18 protein-coding genes and 1 pseudogene are annotated in these 23,827 nt (G+C 49.0%); 11 read left to right on the top strand and 8 right to left on the bottom strand.

All coding sequences use genetic code 11. The features are described 5' to 3' along the window. Positions 1–7 precede the first annotated feature (7 nt). The 6 genes from ACN1CO_RS12425 to ACN1CO_RS12400 all read left to right on the top strand — a co-directional run bounded on the left by ACN1CO_RS12425 (position 8) and on the right by ACN1CO_RS12400 (position 8,052). Positions 8–2,215, top strand: coding sequence for a type I secretion system permease/ATPase (locus ACN1CO_RS12425; protein ID WP_419139202.1), 2,208 nt, complete (start codon positions 8–10; stop codon positions 2,213–2,215). Beyond that, positions 2,212–3,393 carry an HlyD family efflux transporter periplasmic adaptor subunit gene (locus tag ACN1CO_RS12420; protein WP_419139201.1) on the top strand — a complete coding sequence of 394 codons (1,182 nt, stop codon included), beginning with the start codon at positions 2,212–2,214 and terminating at the stop codon, positions 3,391–3,393. Before ACN1CO_RS12425 ends, ACN1CO_RS12420 begins: the two co-directional genes overlap by 4 nt. A 254-nt stretch (positions 3,394–3,647) precedes the next feature. After that, positions 3,648–5,165: a BglG family transcription antiterminator gene (locus tag ACN1CO_RS12415; protein ID WP_419139200.1), complete on the top strand. Its 1,518-nt coding sequence runs from the start codon at positions 3,648–3,650 to the stop codon at positions 5,163–5,165. A 15-nt stretch (positions 5,166–5,180) separates the two neighbouring features. After that, positions 5,181–5,654 carry a PTS sugar transporter subunit IIA gene (locus ACN1CO_RS12410; protein WP_419139199.1) on the top strand — a complete coding sequence of 158 codons (474 nt, stop codon included), beginning with the start codon at positions 5,181–5,183 and terminating at the stop codon, positions 5,652–5,654. Positions 5,655–5,761: 107 nt separating this feature from the next. Continuing rightward, on the top strand, positions 5,762–7,186 hold the full coding sequence (locus ACN1CO_RS12405) for a PTS fructose transporter subunit IIC (RefSeq protein WP_283546355.1): 1,425 nt from the start codon (positions 5,762–5,764) through the stop codon (positions 7,184–7,186). A gap of 5 nt (positions 7,187–7,191) precedes the next feature. Then, a complete protein-coding gene (locus tag ACN1CO_RS12400; protein ID WP_419139198.1) occupies positions 7,192–8,052 on the top strand; it encodes a ketose-bisphosphate aldolase in 861 nt (286 codons plus the stop codon). A gap of 210 nt (positions 8,053–8,262) precedes the next feature. On the opposite strand, the gene ACN1CO_RS12395 is transcribed toward ACN1CO_RS12400, so the two are convergent. From ACN1CO_RS12395 to ACN1CO_RS12385, 3 genes are read right to left on the bottom strand one after another with little or no spacing between them, the layout of a single operon-like run. Beyond that, positions 8,263–8,748 (bottom strand): Hcp family type VI secretion system effector, encoded by a 486-nt coding sequence (locus ACN1CO_RS12395; protein WP_419139197.1) that lies wholly within the window; start codon positions 8,746–8,748, stop codon positions 8,263–8,265. A 1-nt stretch (position 8,749) separates the two neighbouring features. Next, complete coding sequence (locus ACN1CO_RS12390) at positions 8,750–9,271, bottom strand: hypothetical protein (RefSeq protein ID WP_419139196.1); 522 nt, start codon at positions 9,269–9,271, stop codon at positions 8,750–8,752. Next, positions 9,252–9,767: a DUF2778 domain-containing protein gene (locus ACN1CO_RS12385; RefSeq protein WP_419139195.1), complete on the bottom strand. Its 516-nt coding sequence runs from the start codon at positions 9,765–9,767 to the stop codon at positions 9,252–9,254. Before ACN1CO_RS12385 ends, ACN1CO_RS12390 begins: the two co-directional genes overlap by 20 nt. A gap of 249 nt (positions 9,768–10,016) precedes the next feature. Here ACN1CO_RS12385 and ACN1CO_RS12380 point away from each other — a divergent pair. After that, positions 10,017–10,268: pseudogene (locus ACN1CO_RS12380) on the top strand (class II fructose-bisphosphate aldolase); the annotation flags it as partial. Between the two features lie 35 nt (positions 10,269–10,303). On the opposite strand, the gene ACN1CO_RS12375 reads toward ACN1CO_RS12380, so the two are convergent. The 5 genes from ACN1CO_RS12375 to ACN1CO_RS12355 form a co-directional block, all read right to left on the bottom strand. Next, positions 10,304–11,080, bottom strand: coding sequence for a CDP-diacylglycerol diphosphatase (locus tag ACN1CO_RS12375; RefSeq protein WP_419139194.1), 777 nt, complete (start codon positions 11,078–11,080; stop codon positions 10,304–10,306). 20 nt (positions 11,081–11,100) lie between these two features. Further along, positions 11,101–11,496: a hypothetical protein gene (locus ACN1CO_RS12370; RefSeq protein WP_419139193.1), complete on the bottom strand. Its 396-nt coding sequence runs from the start codon at positions 11,494–11,496 to the stop codon at positions 11,101–11,103. Between the two features lie 160 nt (positions 11,497–11,656). Continuing rightward, on the bottom strand, positions 11,657–12,013 hold the full coding sequence (locus ACN1CO_RS12365; RefSeq protein WP_419139192.1) for a putative T6SS immunity periplasmic lipoprotein: 357 nt from the start codon (positions 12,011–12,013) through the stop codon (positions 11,657–11,659). Then, the gene (locus ACN1CO_RS12360) at positions 12,010–12,558 is read right to left on the bottom strand and encodes a type IV secretion protein Rhs (protein ID WP_419139191.1); all 549 of its coding nucleotides are present in this window, start codon (positions 12,556–12,558) and stop codon (positions 12,010–12,012) included. Before ACN1CO_RS12360 ends, ACN1CO_RS12365 begins: the two co-directional genes overlap by 4 nt. A gap of 480 nt (positions 12,559–13,038) precedes the next feature. Then, on the bottom strand, positions 13,039–16,557 hold the full coding sequence (locus ACN1CO_RS12355; protein WP_419139190.1) for an AAA domain-containing protein: 3,519 nt from the start codon (positions 16,555–16,557) through the stop codon (positions 13,039–13,041). Between the two features lie 262 nt (positions 16,558–16,819). Between ACN1CO_RS12355 and hsdR the strand changes: the two genes are divergently transcribed. The 4 genes from hsdR to ACN1CO_RS12335 all read left to right on the top strand — a co-directional run bounded on the left by hsdR (position 16,820) and on the right by ACN1CO_RS12335 (position 23,669). Then, positions 16,820–19,261 (top strand): EcoAI/FtnUII family type I restriction enzme subunit R, encoded by a 2,442-nt coding sequence (hsdR, locus tag ACN1CO_RS12350; protein WP_419139189.1) that lies wholly within the window; start codon positions 16,820–16,822, stop codon positions 19,259–19,261. Between the two features lie 73 nt (positions 19,262–19,334). After that, positions 19,335–20,807, top strand: coding sequence for an N-6 DNA methylase (locus tag ACN1CO_RS12345; protein ID WP_419139188.1), 1,473 nt, complete (start codon positions 19,335–19,337; stop codon positions 20,805–20,807). After that, complete coding sequence (locus ACN1CO_RS12340; protein ID WP_419139187.1) at positions 20,807–22,558, top strand: restriction endonuclease subunit S; 1,752 nt, start codon at positions 20,807–20,809, stop codon at positions 22,556–22,558. The genes ACN1CO_RS12345 and ACN1CO_RS12340 overlap by 1 nt, the downstream gene beginning before the upstream one ends. 10 nt (positions 22,559–22,568) lie before the next feature. Beyond that, positions 22,569–23,669 (top strand): nuclease, encoded by a 1,101-nt coding sequence (locus ACN1CO_RS12335; RefSeq protein ID WP_419139509.1) that lies wholly within the window; start codon positions 22,569–22,571, stop codon positions 23,667–23,669. Positions 23,670–23,827 lie beyond the last annotated feature (158 nt).

Here is a 23,827-nt window from a genome sequence, read left to right as displayed (position 1 = left end):
GATGATAATGAACACGATATCTGACAGCGAGAATGCAACAGCACAGCCTGAGGCGAAAAAGGCTTATACCCCCTGGCTCGAAGCGCTGTTACTGGTGGCAAAACATTACCGCCTTGATGGTTCACCTGAACGGGTGAAAGGGGAAGCGGAATGGCACATGCAGCACCTTTCACAGGATGCCCTGATTGAAAATATGGCGCGCCAGCTCGGCCTGCTGGTGATTTTTGACGCGTTTGACCCGGAGCAGCTCGATCCGTGGCGCATGCCATTGATCGTCGACTTTGGTCCTCGTGGCGTCGGCGTCATCACCACGGTGGGCGAAGATGGCCAGGTCAGCGTGATGCTGAGCGGTGAAAAACAGCTGCAGACCACGCTGAGTATTGAAGAGCTGTCGCAGCATGCACAGCGCGTACTGCTGGCGAAGCCGGAGTCTTCGGTGCCGGATGCGCGGGTGGATGACTATATTAAGCCGCATCGTGCTGACTGGCTGTGGCAGACCATCCTTCGTGAGTGGCCAGCCTATGTAAACGTCATGTTTGCGTCGCTGATCTCCAACGTGCTGGGCCTCTCAGCGATGCTCTTCACCATGCAAGTGTATGACCGGGTGATCCCTTCTCAGTCCGTGCCCTCTCTCTGGGTGCTGTTTGGCGGCGTAATGATCGCCCTGACCTGCGTTTTTGTGATGCGTATCATCCGCACGCATATCTCTGATGCCGCCGGTAAAAGCGCGGATCTACGCATCTCCGATCGCGTCTTTGGTCACGCGTTGCGTATCCGTAACGATCAGCGGCCCAAATCGACCGGATCGTTTATTGCTCAGATCCGCGAGCTGGAACAGATCCGTGAGCTGATTACCTCGACCACCATTTCAGCGATTGCCGATCTGCCTTTTTTAATCATCTTCCTGTTTATCCTCTGGTTACTGGGTGGATGGCTGGTGCTGGTTCCGCTGGCGGCGATTCCGCTGATTGTTATTCCGGGCCTGCTGGCACAGGGTTCGCTGGCGAAGCTCTCCAAAGCGACCATGCGCGAGTCTGCGGTACGCAGCGCCATGCTGGTTGAGACCGTACAGGGCATGGATGACATCAAGCTGCTGCGCGCAGAGCCCTATTTTCAGAACCAGTGGAATCACCTGAATGAGGTGATCAGTAAATCTTCACAGAAGCAGCGTTTTGTCAGCGGCCTGCTGATGAGCTGGACCAGTGAAGTCCAGACCATTGCCTATGTCAGCGTGGTACTGGTGGGTGCCTTTTTTGCCATGAGCGGTGACCTCTCTACCGGCGTGTTAATTGGCTGTTCGATGCTGGCGTCACGCATGATGGCACCGCTGGGCCAGCTGGCGATGATATTTGGCCGCTGGCAGCAGGCCAAAGTGGCGCGTGAAGGACTGGAGAACCTGCTTAACAGCGAGGTCGATCAGCCAGAACGCAGCATCCGCATTCATCGCCCGCGTATTAATGGCGAATATGCTCTCTCCGACGTCATCTATCGCTACGACCCGAACTCCCCTGAACCGGTGCTGACGGTGAAAAAGCTGACCATTAAAGCCGGTGAGAAAGTGGCGCTGCTGGGGCGTAACGGATCCGGTAAATCAACGCTGTTGCAGCTGATGGCAGGTCTGTTGCAGCCGGGCGAAGGTGCCCTGCTGCTGGATGGCGTGCGGCTTTCCTCCATTGACCCGCTGGATGTAAGGCGTGACGTCGGGCTGCTTACCCAGAACTCATCCCTGTTCTACGGCACGATTCGCGAGAACTTACGCCTGGGCATGCCGCTGGCGACGGAAGAGGAGATGCTTCAGGCCCTGGAGATCAGCGGCGCACTCGACTTTATTCAGCGCTTGCCGGAAGGCATGGATTATCTGTTGCAGGAAGGCGGCAAAGGCTTGTCTGGCGGACAGCGTCAGCAGCTGTTACTCGCGCGCACCCTGCTCCGCCAGCCCAGCGTGCTGCTGCTGGATGAACCGACCGCCTGGCTGGATGATGCCGCTGAAAAACATCTGATTGAACGACTGATGACGTGGATGGGTAACCGGACGCTGATTATCGCTACTCATCGTCCGGCAGTATTGCAGCTGGTTGATCGCATCATGCTGATTGATAAAGGCAGGATTGCGCGGGATGGATCAAAAGCAGAGATGCTGGTCACCAGGCCAGAAGCCAGTGCCGCGCCTCATCAGGGCAAAGTGAATGTTAAACCGCAGGGAGCACAGGCATGATTTTCTCCTTATTCCGTAAAAAGAAGCATCAGCGTTCCCGTAAACACGTCTCTTCCGGCGGTCTGATTATTATGTCAGTGCTGGTCATGCTGCTGCTGTTCTTTATCTGGGCCTCGAACTTCGAACTGGATGAAGTCACCGTCGGTGTCGGCAAAGTGGTACCCAGCTCACACGAGCAGATCATCCAGTCGCTGGAGGGCGGGATCCTGAAAGAGCTAAGGGTTCATGAAGGCGATGTGGTTGCGGCGGGCCAGGTTCTGGCCCTGCTGGATCCAACTCAGATTGACTCGGGAGTGCAGGAGAGCACGTCGCGTTTACGTGCTGCGCTGGCGACTGCGGCCCGCTTACAGGCTGAGACCGCAGGCACACCTCTGACATTTCCGCCGGAGGTATTAGCAGTTCCGCCACTGGTAGCCGCTGAGACTGCGCTTTATCACTCGCGTCGTGAGAACTATACCAAAACCATCAGCGGCCTGACCGAAGCGCTGAGTCTGATTAACCGCGAACTACAGCTGACCTCATCACTGGTGGCAAAAGGCGCGGCCAGTAACGTGGAAGTGCTGCGCCTGAAACGTCAGGCTAACGACCTGCAAAGCAAGCTCAACGACGCTGAAAATCAGTATATCGTCCAGGCACGTGAAGAGCTGGCGAAAGCCAATGCCGAAGCGGCGTCTCAGCGCTCCATTATCATCGGGCGAGCGGACTCGCTGAAGCGCACAGTCGTTGTCACGCCGGTCAGAGGGATAGTTAAAGATATCGAGGTGAACACGGTTGGCGGCGTTATCCCGCAGCGCGGCAATCTGATGGAAATTGTGCCGCTGGATGAGCAGCTGATGATTGAAGCGCAGATTGCTCCGCGCGATGTCGCTTTTATCACGCCCGGCCAGCGTGCGGTGGTGAAGCTGACCGCGTATGACTACAACATCTATGGGGGTCTGGAGGGCAAAGTGGCCTCTATTTCACCCGACACTATTCAGGATGAAGTCCATCGCGACCAGTACTTTTACCGCGTCTACATCCGCACCGATAAGGATTATCTGGTTAATAAAAAGGGCAAAAAGTTTCCGGTTTATCCGGGGATGATCGCGATGGGTGAAATCCACACCGGCAGCAAAACCATCATGGAGTATCTGATGAAACCGCTGAACCGGGCGAAAGAAGCGCTGCGGGAGAGGTAAAGATAAGATTTGCTGCCCCTGCTGGTGGGGCAGCTAACCCCGGATTTCATGTAATGACCTGTCCATCAAGCGCCAACCTAGCGTCCCCTTCCCTGTCCCGATATTCTTTTATCTCTTCTCAAAATATTTAAAAAATTTCCTTTCCGGTGGTCAGTCAGTCCACTGGGTTGTGGCCATTTTTTAATATTTACATGGCATAGTACCTTTGCTTAGATGATAACTGACAAGGTGAATAACTGATTAAGCGGAACCTTATGATGATGAAGGCGCTGACTGAGCGGCAACTGACGATTATGCGACAGCTTATTTCTCATAACAGTTATGTGAGCCTGCACTCTATTTCAGAAAAAACAGCCATCACCACCCGAACCTTACGCCGCGACATCGCCGATATTAACGAGAAACTTTCTGACCAGGGAATCAACCTCAGCGGTAAAAGTGGGAGAGGGATCACAATTAAATTCGCTGATGCGCAATCAGAAATAGCCGCGCGCCGGATTTTCTCAACCGAGGTGGATGATTTCAGCAGTAACTTCAGGATGCTGAAAATAGCGTCGGATTTATTGATGCTGTCACCCAAAAGTTCATCGATCAGTGAACTGGCGGATAAATATTTTATCAGCCGGGCTTCGATAGTGAATGATTTAAAAACATTAGAAGCCTGGTTACATCAGTTTGATTTAACCTTATTAAAAAGCCGGGTCGGCACCAGCATAAAAGGCAGTGACCAGAATATTCGCATGGCGATGAAAGCACTGGTATTAAAATCCATTTATAACCGTCAGGACATGATGGAAAGCCGTCTGGATGAAAGCACGTTGCAGGAGCTTTCAGAAAAATTTGGTCAGCAGGCTGTCCACTTTACTCTGCAATTAATTAGTTTTATTGAACAGCAACTGCAATATACGATTAGCGATCCTTACTACATCAATTTATTTACCCATATTCTGGTGCTGATTCACCGGAGTCACTCGCCGATGCACAGGACCGATGCCCGCGCGGTGACCATGAGCCGGGTCAGCGATCATCACGCCTGGCAGGTTTCGCTGGCGGTGATAGAACGCATCGAGACCGCGTACAACACGGTACTGGTGGCCGAAGAGTCGCATTCCATCTATCAGTATCTGGTCTCTTCCGGTAAGGCGGGTGGCGAGACGCCACAGCACGATGACTCGCTGATATCCGAACGTGAAACCCGGTTTGCGGAGGCGCTGATTGCTCGTGTAGCCCAGCGCATCAACATTGAAATCACCACTGACCAGAACCTGCAGGCTTCGCTGTCCTCGCACATCAAGCCGATGCTGAACCGCCTGAGATATCACATCCGGATTAAAAATCCGCTGCTGCATGATATCCAGACCGAGCTGGGAACGGTGTTCGCCGCCGTCAAAGCGGTCATCAGCCAGCTGACGCAGGAGTACAGCCTGGATGAGATCAGTGACGATGAGGTGGCGTACCTGACGGTGCATATTCAGGCCGCCATCGAAAACAGCATCAAGGTAAAACGGGTATTGCTGGTCTGCTCCAGCGGTCTCGGCACTTCACAACTGCTTTACGGACGGATTATCCGCGCCTTTCCTGACTGGAAGATTATCGACATCGTGCCAGGGAAAAACATCGCGGATTCCCTGAAACGACATGAGTGTGACGTGGTGATCTCCACCATCCGGCTGGAGCCGCTGGAAAAACCGGTGGTCTATGTCTCGGCCCTGTTTTCGGCGAAAGATATCGCAAGAGTAACGGAGTGTCTGGTATCGAATTCGATTAATTAATAATGGAGAAGCAACATGACTACAGCCGTGGCTATTAATGAAGTCCTGAAAGAAGAATGTATTATTCTCGATGTCGATTGCCAGACGAAAGAACAGATTATCTCTCAGCTGACTGACCTGCTCTGCCAGACCGGCGCCGTCACCGATAAAGCCGCTTTTCTGAAAGATGTTTATCTGCGTGAAGAATTAGGCTCAACCGGATTTGAAAATCACATTGCTATTCCGCACGGTAAATCCGCTGCCGTAGCCAAAACCCGGATTGCCGTCGGGCGTTTACGCCGGGATATTCCGTGGGAGACCATCGATGGCACCAAAGTCCGGCTGGTTATTCTCTTCGCGGTAAAAGAGTCTGATAAAGATGTCGGGCATATCAAAATGCTCGCCAAAATATCCATCGCGCTAGGCGATGAAGATGTCGTTGAGCAATTACTGAATGTGGAGCATCGCGAAGAGATGTTTCATCTGTTGTTATCCCGCTCGGGAGCCTGAATAAACCGGAGATATTATGAAATAAAAAACCAAAGGAGGTATTCCAGGTTGTAGCCATCCCTTCAGACCGAAAAACATAAATATAAAATTTTCACTGGAGAACGTTTATGAACATCATTGCCATTACCGCCTGTCCTACAGGTGTCGCCCACACCTACCTTGCCGAAAGTAATTTAAAAAAAGCGGCTAAAAAACTGGGCCTGAATGTATTAGTTGAAACTCAGGGCGCAATTGAAAGCGAATATATTTTCAGTGACGACGATATTCATCAGGCCGACGTGGTGTTAATCGCCGCAGATAAGAAAGTTGAGATGGCGCGCTTCCAGCACAAAAACGTGATCGAGGTACCCGTTACCCGTGCCGCGAAAGACGCTGAAGGCCTGTTAAGCGCTATTGTGAACGGAGAACTGGCGCCAAGGCTGGTCGATTCTGCCCCACAGAACAATGCGTCTGAACCGGCTAACAGCGCGCGCGAGGCGTCAGGTTCCCGCTCCTGGATCTCAGAGATTTATGTGCACCTGATCACCGGTGTAAACCTGATGATCCCGTTTGTGGTGGCTGGCGGTATTCTGATCGCCCTGAGCTTTTCATTCGGAATTACTGCGGCCACACCAGGGGACGCTAATTTCAGCCCGATAGCGAAGATGCTTTCGGACATCGGGGGCGGTTCGGCCTTTGCCCTGATGCTGCCGATTCTTGCGCTGGGGATCAGTCAGTCCATCAGCGGTAAAGCGGGCATTGTGGCGGGCGCGGTGGGCGGGATGATGGCGATCCACACCGGCTCCGGCTTCCTCGGTGCGCTTATTGCCGGCTTCCTGGCCGGATACATCACGCTGCTTATCACCAACCATATCCACCTGCCCAAAGCGGTTGCCGGGTTAAAACCTATTTTAATCGTGCCGCTGCTGAGCGTGCTGCTGACCGGCGCACTGATGGTGCTGCTGATTGGTGAGCCAATCAAAATGCTGCTCGGCTGGCTGACCGCCTTTCTCACTTCGCTGGGTAACACCAACGCGGCCATCCTTGGTCTGCTGTTCGGCATGATGGTGGCCTTTGATATGGGCGGCCCGCTGAATAAGACCGTCTGTATGTTTGCGATTGGCCTGATGTCGAGCGGCATTTACGGACCGATTGCGGCCTGTATGGCGGCGGGCATGGTGCCGCCGCTGGGCATCGCGCTGGCGACCACCCTCTTCCGCCGCAAGTTTACCGAGCAGGAGCGCGAGACCGGCAAGGTCACCTACATCCTCGGCCTCTCATTCATTACCGAAGGCGCGATCCCTTACGCGGTTGCCGATCCGCTGCGCGTCATCCCGGCCATTGTGGCGGGTTCAGGATTAGCGGGCGCCCTGTCGATGATGCTGGGCTGTGCTTCCCGCGCCCCGCACGGCGGCATTTTCGTCATCTTCATTCCTAACGTGATCAGCAACGTTATGGGTTATCTGTTTGCGATTGCCGCAGGCAGTTTACTGACGGCGCTCATCCTGTTGTTCCTGAAAAAAGATATCTCCGTTCCTGCAAAACAAGGATAAAACCTATGCTTTACAACATGAAAGATCTGCTCAGCGTTGCCCAGCGTCATCAGTTTGGTGTGGGCGCGTTCAACATCGCCAGTGCAGAGTTTGGACGCGTGGCGGTTGAGACAGCCGAGCGACTGGATTCCCCGCTGATTCTGGAGATCCACCCTGAAGAGATGGCGTTTACCGGCCCGGAATTCATCGGCTATCTGCGGACGCTGGCGATTCAGGCGCGTGTGCCGGTGGTGATCCATCTGGACCACGGCCGCACGCTGGAAGAGGTGATGAAGGCGATCTACGCCGGTTTTACCTCGGTAATGATTGACGCCTCGTCTCACCCTTTTGAGCAGAACATTGCGCTGACGAAGAAGATTGTCGAGATAGCGCACACAATTAATGTCTCTGTAGAAGCCGAGTTGGGCACCATCGGTGTGGCGGAAGGCAGCGGCGAAGGGGGCAGTAACGAGATTCTCTACACCGATCCGCAGCAGGCAGAAACCTTTGTCCGCGAGACCGGCACCGACACGCTGGCCGTCGCTATCGGCACCTCGCATGGTCTCTACCCCAAAGGGAAGCAGCCGAAACTGGACATCGAGCGCCTGCAGCAGATCCGTAAGGTGGTCGATATCCCGCTGGTGCTGCATGGCGGTTCAGGTAATAAAGACAGCGAGGTCGCGGAATCGATCCGTTATGGCGTAGGTAAAATCAATATCTCCAGTGACATGAAGAAGGCGTTCTTCGTGGCGCTGGAGCAGGAGCTGAAACAGGGCGGACACGAGCCTAATGCCTTGTTTGTTAAACCGATGCAGGCGGCAAGTGAAGTGGTCGCGGCGAAGATGGCGCTGTTTAATTCGGTGGGAAAAGCGGGGCTTTATCGGTAAGGGATTTTGGTGGTGGATAAGCTGGGAGTTGAAGCTGGGAAAGGCACTGATGGAGCGGTGTCTTTTTTCGTGGGTGCGCCTGACTACGGCCTGGCAACATACAATTATTGATTGCTAAGAGGCTGTAATCAACATCCTATTACAAGCCTCCGAGTTTAATGTTATACCTGAAATTATTTTGATAATTTAACAAAATCACATCTTATTTATTCAGGCTCGCACGTTCCAGTCATCAGTGTACTGCACATTACCATCAACATACCGCCAGGTAATTTTATCGTACATAAGTGAAACGCTTTCCATATGGTTAATCTGCGAGTTACCCATCATCTTAGCGTTTGGCATGCCGGGGTTAATACCTGTTATCTTCACGCCTTCTATTGTCATAACAAAATAGCACTCTTCCTGTCCGGCATAATTTATGCGATACCAGCGAATCTCCGCACTTTTTAGCGTTTGGCCAGTGGCAACAGCTTTGTATAAGTACGGGCTGGAACTATCAAACTCCTTTTCAATCATCATAGGAGAGTGTGAACGCTTACCGGTTATTTTGCCGTTGGCGCTGTCTACTGGAATGTTAAGACCATGGCTAAAGCCAACAATCTCAATAGTACCTTCACGATCCATAACGTCTACAGATCCCTTGATATCTGCACCACCATCATCTTTAAGCCACATATAAGCTGGAATAGGCATTTTACAAACTCCTTTTGAATGTTATTTTCTTCGTGATAAAGCAGTAACAGGCAATCGTTAATAACAGGTTTAACCCAATAAATGCAGCCAGGGAAAAATCTGAAAAGTTATTCTCATTTTCAAAAAAAGAATGATAAGTCAGGCAGCGGAATAGCACCCAAAAAATAAAAGTAAACGCGAATATCTTTGCTAATCGACGTAATGTAGAAAATATCCATTCCTTGAGAAGCGAAGCTGGCTTTACTTTAAGCGTAACACGGTTAAAAAAAGTGATAACTGCGCTCATGACAGGAACACTAATCAGTGTATTAATTAAGAGATTAAAATAAACCTGTAACGATTCCCAGGGTTCAACATCAGGTTCACCCAGAATGAAATGGGTAAACCTCTGGGTGTTTTGATAATCAAATAACGCTGTGATTGAGTCAACTAATCCATCATAGGGAACTACTTTAGCCACGATCAACATAACTGCAATAAACAGCGATATTTTGACAAACAGGCTAAGGACATGTCTTGCCATTGGCAATTACCTCAATCGTTCCGTAGGACATTAACTTCTTCATGCAAGGAATTTCTATTTTTTGCGTTCTCAATAGTGCAATGCGTAACATGGCATAATCGGAATCATATGGAAGTGTAATACAACCTTCGGATAGTACACCAGGGTGCAAACGGAAGTTACCGCGTTTTACATTCTCTATCCATGTGTAATCGTCAATTGACCAATCATCACGCCATATCGCAAACCATTCTGAATGCCTGAACGTAGCACCGCTGGCGTAGTGATTATAAATATCACTTATGCCAGCCTTTAGTTGTGATCGTAAGCCTCCCTCAGGGCGGTCAACAATCCAGTATTTACCTGCTGGCACAGGTCCTTGTCTGGGAATCATTCCACAGGCACCGCGATTACGGTAAGCACCATTGCCAGAGAATGCTAAGAACGTACCCACGCCCGGAAAAGATAACGGTGAGTAGTCAGCGTCATTGATTACAAACTTTCCATGTAGAGCCATAGACAATCCTGTTATCTATAATCTTTTGTGCGTTTATCCTACGCCTGCGAAATGAAAATGAGGAATAATTTTTGCCGGAAAAAATCTTATTGTCAGAAATGGGATGATTATGTTGGCAGTAAGTTAATTAACAGATGTAATTAACGTGTGTTTATGGATTGCTATTAAACCTGAGGTAATAGCGATTTTATAATTCAAAAATCATGTATAGATGACAACTTTTTAACGAGTTCTCTGGAAATACATACTCCGCCTGTGCTGCATGGCGGTTCAGGCAACAAAGACAGCGAGGTGGCGGAGTCGATCCGTTATGGCGTCGGTAAAATCAATATCTCCAGCGATATGAAGAAGGCGTTCTTCGTGGCGCTGGAGCAGGAGCTGAAACATGGCGGACATGAGCCTGATTCACTGTTTGTTAAACCGATGCAGGCGGCAAGTGAAGTCGTCGCGGCGAAGATGGCGCTGTTTAGTTCGGTGGGGAAAGCGGCGTTGTATCGGTAAGGTGTTTTGTGAGGGATGGCTGGGGTGAGGTTTAGTTACTCGTCGGCTGAAACGTCAGCTGGCGGCGCTGAAAGAATAGCGCAGCGTTTATCCAGTAGCGACTCAACAGACGCCCGGTTGCCCTTATCCCAGCCGCGCCGGGTGGTTAGCAGGATAAACCCTTTTTCTCCCGAGAACGTCGCCGGGATAAGCGCCACACCAGACTCCGCCAGCTGCGGCGAGGACAGATGGAAATGGCGCGCCACGGAGGAAACTGGATAGATTCCCATCGCCGTCGGCTGTATAACGCGACGGGCATAGTAGGTGTGGTTCAGCAAACGGTCGGGCAAGGGTCGCCAGTCATTATGAATAAAGGGGCGCTCGGCCTGAAGCTGGCGATAGACATCTTCCCGCAGGCAGGTCAGATGAATATGCAGTTGATTCTGGCTGCGGCCATAAGCGGAATTCAGCGCCATGCCGAGCCGATCCTCAGGCATTTCAGCACCGTAGGCCGCCATCAGACGATAACGCATTAACCAGGCGTAGCCGAAATAATCGGGACCTCCGGGACGCGACAGCGCAATGCTCTCAATACCGGACATCGCCACCGTGGGCACCAGAATAAAGTGCAGCTTATGGCGAGGATTCTGGATGATGCTGTAGCCCTGTGTACTGTCCTGCGGCAGATAGACTTGCTGGCAAGGTGCCGGATCGCGACGGTAGTGATAGTTATTCATGCAGAGGTCATGCGTGACCGTCCACAGCGCGTCAGAGCGGGCACATCCTGTGAGCAGCAGCGCGATGACCAGCGGCAGAGATCGGCATCGCCACAATAATTTCCCGTTCAGGCGACTCAATTATTCAGGACCTTAGTCAGCTCAACCTCACGGGTTATGGGGTTGAGGTACAGATAGAACAGATCTCCATTTAACTGATCAGGCTTTGCCCATATTTCCTTCTCACCCAGACTGCGCTTTTGCTGCACGTAACCCAGCTTTTCGAGATAAGCGTGCAGCGATGCAGTATCTGTAGCTTCCTTAAATATGATGCTATTTGAAGGGGAATAGCCGTTTCCCGGGTGAGACTCAAAATAGTAGTTGTCCGTTATACGCGGTACATTTTCAATATCGGGGTCTGTCAGCATGTGGTAGTTAAAGAAATCATTTTCTTTATAAACAGTCATCTCATCAGAGCCCGATGCAGCAAACCAGACAAACAAGCCAATGAGAATGAGGACGGTGGTAGCCACAAGTGCGGACCACTTAAATAGGTTTATCATTGCTTTGTCCCCATGAATGAGAGTGATGTCCCATCATTGGTAATGACCTTAACTACCGCAGATTCGAAGTCGTTAAGCCTGGCCTAATGACATGCGTGCGTTTATGAGAATCAAAGGGCCGTTATGCCCCCTATTCTTTTGAATATGAAAAATCAGCAGTGACTAAATGCGACATTGATTTATCAGATTGAACATCATAGGCGAAATAGTAACGTTCTCCAGTTGTGAACTTAAATCCGAACACAGGAAGGCACTCACCTTTTGGAACATAAACAGGTTTGTCATCAAAAACCTTGTGAAGGGAGTTGCTTTTATCGCTGTTGATTTGAATGGCAGTAATTCTTTCTTGTGGCTCCAGTGGCGACACCACACAAACTTGCTTGTCTTTGATAAATGCCGTTGTAGATTCGCGATCCACCATTCGGTCGCCAGGCCCAGGGCATCCCGTTAAGAGAAATACGACACCCAACATCATCTTGTTTTTCATGATTGACGACCCTTTCCTATTACGATTTTCTGATAAAGCGAGGGGACATCCTGCAATATATCATTGCCCCTGTACATCCCCATGCGCCCTGGCCTCTGATAGTAAAACCACTTATCAATTCCATAAACCAGTAGTAACCAGTAATCAGCTAAAATAGAGGCTTGCTGTTCAAGAGAGTAATCAGTTAGCTTGTCTTTATCCAGTCTGTAAGTGTATTCAGCAGCCCAGCTAAATGCGCCCCGCATTTTCACCCATTGCCCGTGTTGATGTTGCCACACGTGGCCCAGTTCATGGATGAAAACATATTTATCTTCTATGAAAACAGAGTGTGCGGAAAAGTCTTCTTTGTACATTGGCTTTCTGTACCATAGCTCCCCGTTGGGAGTCATCGCGTAGTTCTGTTTCTGTAGTCCGAATGGTAAATAGCTGTCGCAATGAATCCAGACACGGCTATAGACTATCGAATCACCGAACACTCTTCGAGCCATTGTAATCTCGCCTAACGTCATGCGGCGTAATGTTCCTTCCTCTGCCTGTGCACTCATAAACAACACTCCTTGTATGGTTTATCTCAGGTTATCCAGGGAGCATAAAAAGCGCAACTAACACATTTTCGACAAAGGTGCCTTATTGCACGCTGGTAGTAAGACAACGCAAAGAGCGGTCAGGCAGCAGCATCAGAAACATATCAGGCATTGAATTTTAACGGGGTAATTATATGGCCAAAAGGAAATGAGATCGAACTGCCGACGCAGCCTGATGATCGTGAGCAGATGCTGACAGCAATATAAACGGGCCTACATCCCTCCAACGTTATATCAAAACGATACAGAGAGGCATCTCCGAATAATAACCTGCTTCTTCTTGATGAATAATGCATTGTCATCGTCTGCCCTTCTAACTCAGGAAAAATATCTTTATTTATACGGCTAATAAAAATTAGCCGTATAAAATACTGACAACATCGTTTTATTGATGTTGTCAGATGATCCTCTGATTAAATCCTCCAAAATGAGAATCAAGAATTACAGCTGGCGTTGCTCAAGACTGGAATATATCGTCTTGATTTCACCTTTTAAGCTTTCCCCACGGTAAACCATCGACGTATCGTATCGTTGATATTTTTCATCCCTTGCGGCACTGAACCAGTTGAACGATCCTATACACAATAAGCTTTCGTCACCCATCACAATTTTACTGTGAACACGATTGACCAGCTTCGTAACAATGCCCATCTCATTGAGTTTTTCTACTGCATCATTAAGGCGCTGCTGTTTTGCTTTGCGCTTTTCATAATCTGAATCTTCGGTATTAGAACCTTTATCCGTTACCACAGTAATGTCGATACCCCGAGCGCGGGCATTGGCCATTGACGCCAGAAAACCGGTTTGTTCCAGCTTTTGCCAGGTAAGCCAGGGAGAAACAATGGTAATACTCTTACCAATAGCGTCAAAAGTCTGATTCAGAAACGTATCGTGCTGCTCAACACCATGCAACGTAGAGAGTTGTGTTTGTGCTGTACTCAGATCCTGCCGTTCTTTGTGCTCAAACTGCAATGCATTATAGGAGGAGGCAAACAGGTATTTTGCCAGCAAACCTCTCGGAGAAGAGCCTGGTTGAATTTCAAAGAGGTCCATATCACCAAAGACCAGGAAGCTGTCTTTAGCACGGGATACCGCAACGTTCAGCATGCTGCTGTCGCTGTCGATAAACCCTCCATCTTCATGTTTCGAATAGACCGGAGAGAAGAGTACGATTGCCCTCTCTGCCCCCTGTAGCGAGTGAACTGTACCAACCGTAAGTGAATCCTCACCACCGCTACAGTTAATATCGAGCTTGCTTAATGCCGCTTTTATAGCGTTGACCTGCGCTGAAAATGGTGTCACAACGCCAACCAATTTATGCAATGGTTTATGGTAATGGCGCTCAATGTCTTCTTTATGAGCCGCAAGCCACGCTGCAATGGTCTCAGCTTCAAAAGCGTTGTAACGACTTCCCCCTTTGGACTTCATACCTCTGCCATCAATATGTAAATAGCCCATTGCCGGGAAAATCGTCTCTTTTTCTTCCCCTCGTTTAGGCTGTAACTTACCGTGATAGCTAAGGGTATTACAGTAACCAATGATGTTGTCGAAGCAACGACGATGCTCATAAAGATACATCCCACGGGCTAAATCAGGATCGTACTGATAGCGCGAGTTAAACTGGGCAACTTTCATGACACTGCCAGACGCAGCGCTTTTACCTGAGTCACATACCAGTGCATATGCTTCAATGAGTTCTTCCTGAGTGCCCCCCGAAAGGATGTGCTCCTCAACCATATTGCCAATATCAATTGCTGGCAGGCTGTTCCAGATAGGCGCGATCTGTTCTGTATCGCCAATCACCAGCGCTTTCTTCGCGAGTGCGAAGGAGGCAGCAGCCACTTCGGGAAGCACCTGCCCGGCTTCATCTACTATCAAGAGATCGGCAAGATTATAAAAATAGCTTTTATCAAATGACCTGCCACTTCCTGAAAATTCACTGGTTTTCATATAATTAGGAAGCATGTAGCAGGTCATCACAACACAAGGTGTGAGCTTCATCCTGCGTTGCCAGCGTGCCTTAACAGCTTTAGCACCGTTGCGTTTTTTTTCAGTTTGGAGACTATCGATGGCAGCCATATCCATCAGCCATCGACCTTCCCAGTAATGCGTCGCCAGCAGAAACGCAGGGAAACGAAGCTGTGTATCGGCCAGCTCATCAGCTTCGTTCAGACTTAGCTCAGACTCACCTGCATAACCCAGTGAATGGGTAGTTTCTAGCCAACATAGGGCTGCGCTCTCTTCACGTCGCGAAATCTCTTCAGAAAGGTCAATTTGCTGCTGGTATCCAGCCTGCTCTTTGAGTGCTTGTGCAATCAGACCATCGATAAAGGCATCAACTCCATCAGGCAGAGGGCCCTGAAATGCTGCCATTCTTGCGCCAAAAGTAGCTTCTAAAAACAGGTTTATTTGATATTGGCGTTTAGTACGAACAGCGGGAAGCCACGAGAAGAGCGCGAACATAATCGACTCACCAGCTCGATATTGCTGCCACTGTTTTTTACCCTGCGTCAAAAGTGAAATTTCATTTGTACTATTGAGCAGTAACGTTCTCTTATCCTGCAAATACTGTTGGAGATCGTCACTTATAGCACGCCGTTCCTGACGGATTGCGTTCAGCCTCTCCCACGTTGGCTTAATTTTCTCAAGCTTTGCAAAAAGGTCAGCTAAACGTTTATGCAGGAGGTTCACAATGTGCTCAGGGGAACGACATTCTTCAGCCGGAAAAGCTGCCCTGGCCTTTTCCAGGAAGAAAACCTGAGCATCTTCTGCATATTCAAGGGATTCAACGCGGTTAAAAAAATCTTCCGTCTGGTATTTTTTTGCTGCCTCAGCTCTTCGGCCAGACGACGGAAAGTAAGCGCCAAAACTTTTCACATCAGGTAGCCAGCGCCCGGCCATGGGTCCGGAGCCGGCAGAAAAATCTTTACCGAAAGCCTCGATAATGTTGGTCACGGCCTGATTGTTGGTTGATGTCGCAATCACCACTGGCGGTTCGGTTTTATTTAAAGCAGCTCGCGCCCACTCAGTAGCAATAATTGAGAGAACCAGGGTCGTTTTCCCGGTTCCTGGAGGACCGTTTACGGCGAGAATATCGCCCGGCTGCTGAGTGAGATAATGGCTAAGAGCATCACGTTGTGCGGCAGCCAGCGGGAATTTGTCGCCTGAATGGCCCAGACGTTCACTGAACATGGCATTGCTGGCAAGAAGCCGTTCAACAGGAGACTTTTCTTTTGAGGCGAAGCGCGCCAGTAAAGGAACCTCTTTTTTGCACGACAGCAAATGATCATACATAGGCAGGATATGAATACTGGCTCCACCTGGCTGGCTGGCCTTAATAACGTAGCCATATCCAGCAGGTTCATATTGCTCAGGTGATTCGAGCCAGTTGCCAGCAACATATTTTAAAAGCTCGCCTGTATCTTTAAGGTACTTTTGCCACAGCTGATGATAACGAGCAAAGCGTTCCTCGCGTTGCTCATCAGTTTCCTCACGTTGCTCATCCTCGTTATCGGGACCAAAAGTAAATGAATCATGAGTGGTTTTGTACCTGTCATACGGCTCCATCTCCCCAATTGAGAAAGTACCGTTGGGAAGTGGCTCAAGGAGGTCACGCGGTATGGTGGCTGAAGAGGTAGGGAATAGAAAACCATCGCGGTTTAACAGTGCAGAAGTAACCAGGGGCGTAATAAAATCAGGCGCTCCCGCCGCTCGTTCTTTACCATGCTCTAACAGGCGTATCCACACATGAGGCCGTAAAAGCACTTCAACAGTCTTGAGCTGAGCGTCTTCACCCTCAAAGAACGATTGAACAATCTCTTCATTCAATCTTCCCTGATCAACGTTCATCCACTGCGTGAATGACTCTTCATCTTTACGCTCAAAAGCCCCTTTTCCAGACTCGGCATCAGCTAAAGTGTTACGCCAGTATGAAGTGAATCCCAGAGTGTTGCTGTCCATTGCTGCCCCGTAACTTAAGTAAAATTATTGATTTCGATGATTGATATTCTTTACATGCTTAACTATTGTCCACGTTGTGAGCGCGATCGCAATAATTTATTAGTCAAAGTTATGAGTTAAGTACATGAAGTTTAAGATGCCACTAATTTGAATTAACCCCATTAATTTGCCAGTTGATGTCCCAATCACCGTTTCAACTCATTACCTGATACATTAATTTGTGTAAAATCAGAGCTAACCTAATATCATGGAGTGCTGTGTTATGGATGGCGTCAACAAAACGCACCTGACAGAAACGGATATCATCAGCAAATTTATTCTCCCCGCGGTTAAGAATGCAGGGTGGGATGATTTGACTCAGATTCGCCAGGAAGTGAAGCTGCGGGATGGCAAGATTGTGGTCCGCGGAAAACTGGCCTCACGTATTAAAGTAAAATCAGCTGATATCGTGCTGTATCACAAGCCAAACTTGCCATTAGCCGTGATCGAAGCCAAAGCGAATAAACATGCTATCAGCAAAGGGATGCAGCAGGGACTCGACTATGCCAGTCTGCTTGATGTGCCCTTTGTGTTTGCCTCTAACGGCGATGGTTTTGTTTTCCATGATAAAACTAACCCCAAGCAGCTCGAATCCGAAATTGCCCTTGGTGACTTTCCTGCACCCGAACAACTCTGGCAAAAATACTGTCTCTGGAAAGGTTTTACTGCCGAACAGCTGCCGATCATCAGTCAGGACTACTTTGACGATGGCAGCGGTAAATCCCCTCGCTACTATCAGATACAGGCGATTAACCGAACAGTCGATGCCGTATCGGCTGGCAAGAATCGCATCCTGCTGGTCATGGCTACCGGTACAGGCAAAACCTACACTGCATTCCAGATAATCTGGCGTTTATGGAAAGCCAGAAACAAAAAAAGAATCCTGTTTCTTGCGGACCGCAACATTCTGGTTGATCAGACTAAAAATAACGATTTTCAGCCCTTTGGCTCTGCGATGACCAAAGTTACCGGACGCAATATCGATCCAGCTTATGAAGTGCATCTGGCACTCTACCAGGCAATTACCGGACCTGAAGAACATCAGAAAGCCTATAAGCTGGTTGCTCCCGACTTTTTCGATCTGATTGTCATTGACGAATGTCACCGTGGTAGCGCATCAGAAGATTCAGCCTGGCGCGAAGTCCTGGAATATTTTTGCGGCGCTACTCAGGTCGGTCTGACTGCAACCCCAAAAGAAACCGAAGACGTCTCCAACATCGATTATTTCGGCGAGCCGGTTTACACCTATTCGTTGAAAGAGGGAATCGAAGATGGATTCCTCGCGCCCTATAAAGTGGTACGCGTCGATATCGACGTAGATGTGCAGGGCTGGAGGCCAGTAAAAGGCCAGCTGGATAAATATGGCGAAGAAATTGAAGACCGTATCTACAACCTGAAAGATTTTGACCGAACCCTGGTGATTGATGAGCGCACCATGCTGGTGGCGCAGACCATCACTGATTACCTGAAACGTACGAACCCGATGGATAAAACTATCGTTTTCTGTAACGACATTGATCACGCTGACCGGATGCGTCATGCGCTGGTCGTGCTTAACCCGGAACAGGTATTAAAGAACGAAAAGTATGTGATGAAAATCACCGGTGATGATGACGTGGGCAAAGCACAGCTGGATAATTTTATTAATCCTAAAAAAGCCTATCCCGTAATCGCCACAACGTCAGAGCTGATGACTACCGGCGTCGATGCACAGACCTGCAAACTGGTGGTACTGGATCAAAATATTCAGTCGATGACAAAGTTCAAACAGATCATCGGGCGTGGTACGCGCATTAATGAAAAGCACGGCAAGCTTTGGTTCACCATTCTCGACTTTAAAAAAGCGACCGAGCTGTTTGCCGATCCACGCTTTGACGGCTTACCAGAAAAAGTGCTGGTGGTGAAACCTGACGACATTTCCGATCTCAATTCAGACTTCAATGAACAACTGGATGAAACAGATAACGCTGAAAAAGTCGAAAGCGTCGTCAATGAGGCACGGGAAGAAGAAGCTGAATATCAGGTTAACCGCAACAAAAATTCTGGCAGCGGTGAATTTCATTCAGATGACGAAAGCAAAATACGCAAGTTTTACGTCAACGGCGTAGATGTCAAAGTGATGGCTAAGCGCGTTCAGTATTACGATTCTGATGGCAAACTGGTAACAGAGTCTTTCCAGGATTACACACGAAAAACGATGCTCAAAGATAGCAACTATGCGTCACTGGATAGTTTCGTGAACAAGTGGCAGGATGCGCCCCGCAAACAGCTAATCATCGAAGAACTTGAGCAACTGGGCATTCTTTGGGATGTTCTGGCCGAAGAAGTAGGTAAGGATCTCGACCCGTTTGATTTGCTCTGTCATGTGGTGTACGGTCAGCCGCCATTGACCCGTCACGAACGTGCGGCCAACGTGCGAAAGCGTAACTATTTCACGAAATACGCTGAACCGGCGCAGCGGGTCCTCAACACCTTGCTGGACAAGTACGCAGACGAAGGCGTACAGGAAATCGAGGATGTTCAGGTACTCAAACTGAAACCATTCGACAAGCTTGGTCGGCCGCTGGAAATTATCAAGAGCAGCTTTGGTAGCAAACAGGCTTACGAAGATGCAGTAAACGAACTGGAAAGCGAAATTTACCAGTTACCCCCGCGCTCAGCCTGATAACCAAACCACGATTCTGCCACCTGGTGCTGATGGCTCCCGGTGGCATCCTTTTTAAGAATGGAAAGAAAACATGTCGATTAGTTCAGTCATTAAATCCCTTCAGGACATCATGCGTAAAGACGCAGGTGTGGACGGTGACGCCCAGCGTCTGGGGCAGCTTTCATGGCTGCTGTTCCTGAAGATTTTTGACACTCAGGAAGAAGAGCTGGAACTGGAGCAGGATGACTATCAGCTTCCGATCCCACAGCGCTATTTATGGCGTACCTGGGCGGCTAATAGTGAGGGCATCACAGGTGATGCGTTACTGGATTTCGTGAATGACGATTTGTTCCCTACCTTGAAAAACCTCACTGCGCCGATTGATAAAAACCCACGTGGCTTTGTCGTAAAACAGGCGTTTACTGATGCCTACAACTACATGAAAAACGGTACTTTGCTACGTCAGGTGATCAACAAACTCAATGAAATCGACTTCAGCAGCAGCCAGGAGCGTCATCTGTTTGGCGATATCTACGAACAGATTCTGCGCGACCTGCAAAGCGCTGGCAATGCGGGTGAGTTCTATACCCCGCGTGCGGTTACGCGTTTTATGGTCAACCGTATTGATCCGAAGCTGGGCGAATCAATTATGGATCCCGCATGCGGTACAGGCGGTTTCCTTGCCTGCGCGTTCGATCATGTGAAAGAACATTATGTAAAAACCACCGAAGATCATAAAACCCTGCAGCAGCAGATCCATGGTGTAGAGAAAAAACAGCTTCCACACCTGCTGTGTACCACCAATATGCTGCTTCACGGCATCGAAGTGCCGATACAGATCCGCCATGATAATACGCTTAATAAGCCTCTTTCCTCCTGGGATGAACAGCTGGACGTCATCATTACCAACCCGCCGTTTGGTGGTACTGAAGAGGACGGCATTGAGAAGAACTTCCCTGCCGAGTTTCAGACTCGTGAAACTGCCGATCTGTTCCTGCAACTGATTATCGAAGTACTGGCCGACAAAGGCCGCGCGGCAGTGGTATTGCCGGACGGCACGCTGTTTGGTGAAGGTGTAAAAACCAAAATTAAGAAGCAGCTCACCGAAGAGTGCAATCTGCACACCATCGTGCGGTTACCAAACGGCGTGTTTAACCCGTACACAGGTATCAAAACTAATATCCTGTTCTTCACCAAAGGTCAGCCAACCAAACACGTGTGGTTCTATGAACACCCCTACCCGGCTGGGGTTAAGAATTACAGCAAAACCAAACCGATGAAGTTTGAAGAGTTCCAGACTGAAATCGACTGGTGGGGCAATGAAGCAGACGGTTTTGTCAGCCGTGAAGAGAGCAATCAGGCGTGGAAAGTCAGCATCGAGGATATTATTGCCCGCAACTTCAACCTGGATATCAAAAATCCATATCAGGGTGAAACCATCAGCCATGACCCGGACGAACTGCTGGCGCAGTACCAGACACAGCAGGCGGAGATTAGCGAACTGCGTAATCAGCTGCGTGACATTCTGGGTGCCGCGCTGGCGGGCAACAAGGAGATAAACTGATGACCGTTGAGAAGCTGATCACTGACCATATCGATATCTGGTCTTCTGCACTGCAAACACGCTCCACAGCTGGGCGTGGCAGCAATGGCAAAATCGACCTCTATGGCATTAAGAAACTGCGCGAGCTGATTCTGGAACTGGCGGTACGCGGTAAGCTGGCGCCACAGGATCCGAATGATGAACCGGCGTCTGAGCTATTAAAGCGTATTGCTGCTGAGAAAGCCGAGCTGGTTAGACAGGGGAAGATTAAAAAGCAGAAGCCGCTGCCTGAGATTAGTGAAGATGAGAAGCCGTTTGAGTTGCCAGAGGGGTGGGAGTGGGTACGGCTTGGAGAGTTATTTAACTCTATAGCGAGTGGAGGAACACCTAGTAAGTCTAATCCTGACTTTTGGAATGGAGATATCCCTTGGGCCAGTGTTAAGGACTTGGGTAAAGAGAAATATATTGCAAAAACTCAGGATTACATTTCTCATCTAGGTTTGAAGGCAGGAAGTAAATTAGCTGATGAAGGTGATATTTTAATCTGCACTCGAATGGGGTTGGGTAAAATTGGAATCGCTTCACGCCCCGTGGCATTCAATCAAGATCTTAAGTCGGTAAAACTAACCAGTAGTGTTTCTCTTGATTTTTTCTTTAATACTTATTCAACGGTAAAAATAAAAGGGACAGGAACTACGGTAGAAGGTATAAAACAAGAACAACTTCTTAATTATGTTATTGGCCTTCCAACGGTTAATGAACAGCACCAAATCGTTGAAAAAGTTGACGAACTCATGTCCCTCTGCGACCAACTGGAACAGCAATCTCTGACCAGTCTGGACGCACATCAGCAACTGGTAGAAACCCTGCTGGCTACGCTGACCGATAGCCAAAATGCCGAAGAACTCGCCGAAAACTGGGTGCGAATCAGCCAGCATTTCGACACGCTGTTTACCACCGAAGCGAGTATTGACGCGTTTAAGCAAACCATTTTGCAACTAGCGGTGATGGGTAAACTGGTGCCGCAGGATCCTAACGACGAACCGGCTTCTGAACTGCTTAAACGTATTGAGCAGGAAAAAGCGCAACTGGTGAAAGAAGGCAAAATTAAAAAGCAAAAACCATTGCCGCCAGTGAGTGATGAGGAAAAACCGTTTGAATTACCCGTGGGGTGGGTGTGGGCTAGGGTCGGTGATATTTTATCACTAAAGAATGGTTATGCATTCAAGAGTAATTATTTTGTTGACTCTAAAAGAAAACATGTTCTAACAACCCCTGGGAACTTCTATGAAACAGGAGGGTTTAGGTATCGAGGTGGTAAAACTAAGTATTATGACGGCCCCCTTAATGAGGAATTTATATTAAGGTTTGGTGATTTGATGATACCAATGACGGAGCAAGCCCCTGGATTACTTGGTAGTGCTGCCTTTATTCCAAAGGATGAGCATATTTACTTGCACAATCAGCGTTTAGGCAAACTTGAATTGTACAATGAAGGGATAACATCTGATTTTATTTTTTGGTTCTTCAATAGTCAGCTACTTAGAGTTGAATTAGCGAGAACATGTACAGGTACAACTGTCCGCCACACTTCACCTGATAGAGTTTTAAATGCTTTAGTTCCTGTAGTTCCTTCAAATGAGCAGCTTAGAATTACGGCTAAGATTAATAAGCTAATGCTACTATGCGACGCCCTTAAATCCCGCCTGCAATCCGCCCAGCAAACCAAGCTCTACCTGGCGGATGCCCTCACCGACGCAGCATTAAGCTAAGGAGCAGATGATGCCGGTTCATCATGCTATCTGGCGAGTGGGTGATAACCCTTTGCCGCTGACCATCAGTAAACTCGCCAGCGAGCAACTGCTGGAGAAGATGATCTTAAACGATCCCACCATTCTCTCCGACCAGTGGATGATCATCGGCCATCAGGAAAATACGCTCGATAAAGGACGTATTGATCTGCTGGCAATCGCACCCGATGCCTCGCTGATCCTGATTGAGCTTAAACGCGACCGCACGCCGCGGGAGGTGGTCGCGCAGGCGCTGGATTACGCCTCTTGGGTGGATGACCTGACCGCCGATCGCTTGTCGCAAATTTATGAAAAATTCTCAGGCGGGGGTAAGCTCGGCGACGCATTCAGGCAGCGGTTTAATACAGAACTTGAAGAAGAGTCTCTGAATCAATCGCATCAGATCATCATCGTCGCGGCAGAGCTGGACCCGTCAACTGAGCGAATAGTGGATTACCTGAGTAAAAATGGCATCTCCATAAACGTTCTCTTCTTTAAAGTGTTCCAGCATGGTGAAGATCAGTTCTTAAGCCGTGCCTGGCTTATCGATCCCAGTGAAACACAAACCAATGCTGCACAAGCAACTGCGTCAAGCTCCAATACAAAGGAACCCTGGAACGGTGAGTTTTATGTCTCGTTTGGCGACCCACATAGCCGCAATTGGGATGAGGCCCGCCGCTACGGATTTATCAGCGCGGGTGGCGGAAGCTGGTACAGTCAGACTTTAAAACAGCTCCAGCCTGGTGATCGTGTGTGGGTAAAAATTCCTGCAACGGGTTATGTCGGTGTAGGTATCGTGCAAAGCGGAATTGAGCCTGCCAGTAGCTTCACTGTAAATACTGAAGAGGGTGAAAATCTGGCGATGGATGTACTGAAGTTCAGCGAGCTTTATCGTCAGAATGCTGATGACCCCGATAAGTCCGAGTATTTTGTTACGGTGAAGTGGCTGGAGACCAGAAGCGAGCAGGAAGCCATCAATGAAGTGGGATTTTTCGGCAACCAAAATACGGTCTGCAAACCTACAACACCTAAATGGCGACATACCATTGAAAAATTAAAGCACTCTTTCCGAAGCTGGAATGCTGAGTGGTGAGGTGCTACTTAGGTTTTTTTGCTATGAAGGTGTTCGTTTTTTCATCGTGAAAAATGAATATCTCATTTAGTCTGGATACTCATCAAATCATGATCTAATCATTACCAGATATCGATTCTGACTCATAAGCGCTTCGGACTGGGCTTACTTTGGTGAGC

It is taken from the genome of Pantoea sp. R13S299 (genome assembly GCF_048515925.1).
Classification (GTDB): domain Bacteria; phylum Pseudomonadota; class Gammaproteobacteria; order Enterobacterales; family Enterobacteriaceae; genus Pantoea.
Note: the sequence above shows the minus strand (reverse complement) of the source record. Positions and strands in the feature narration are given on the sequence as shown.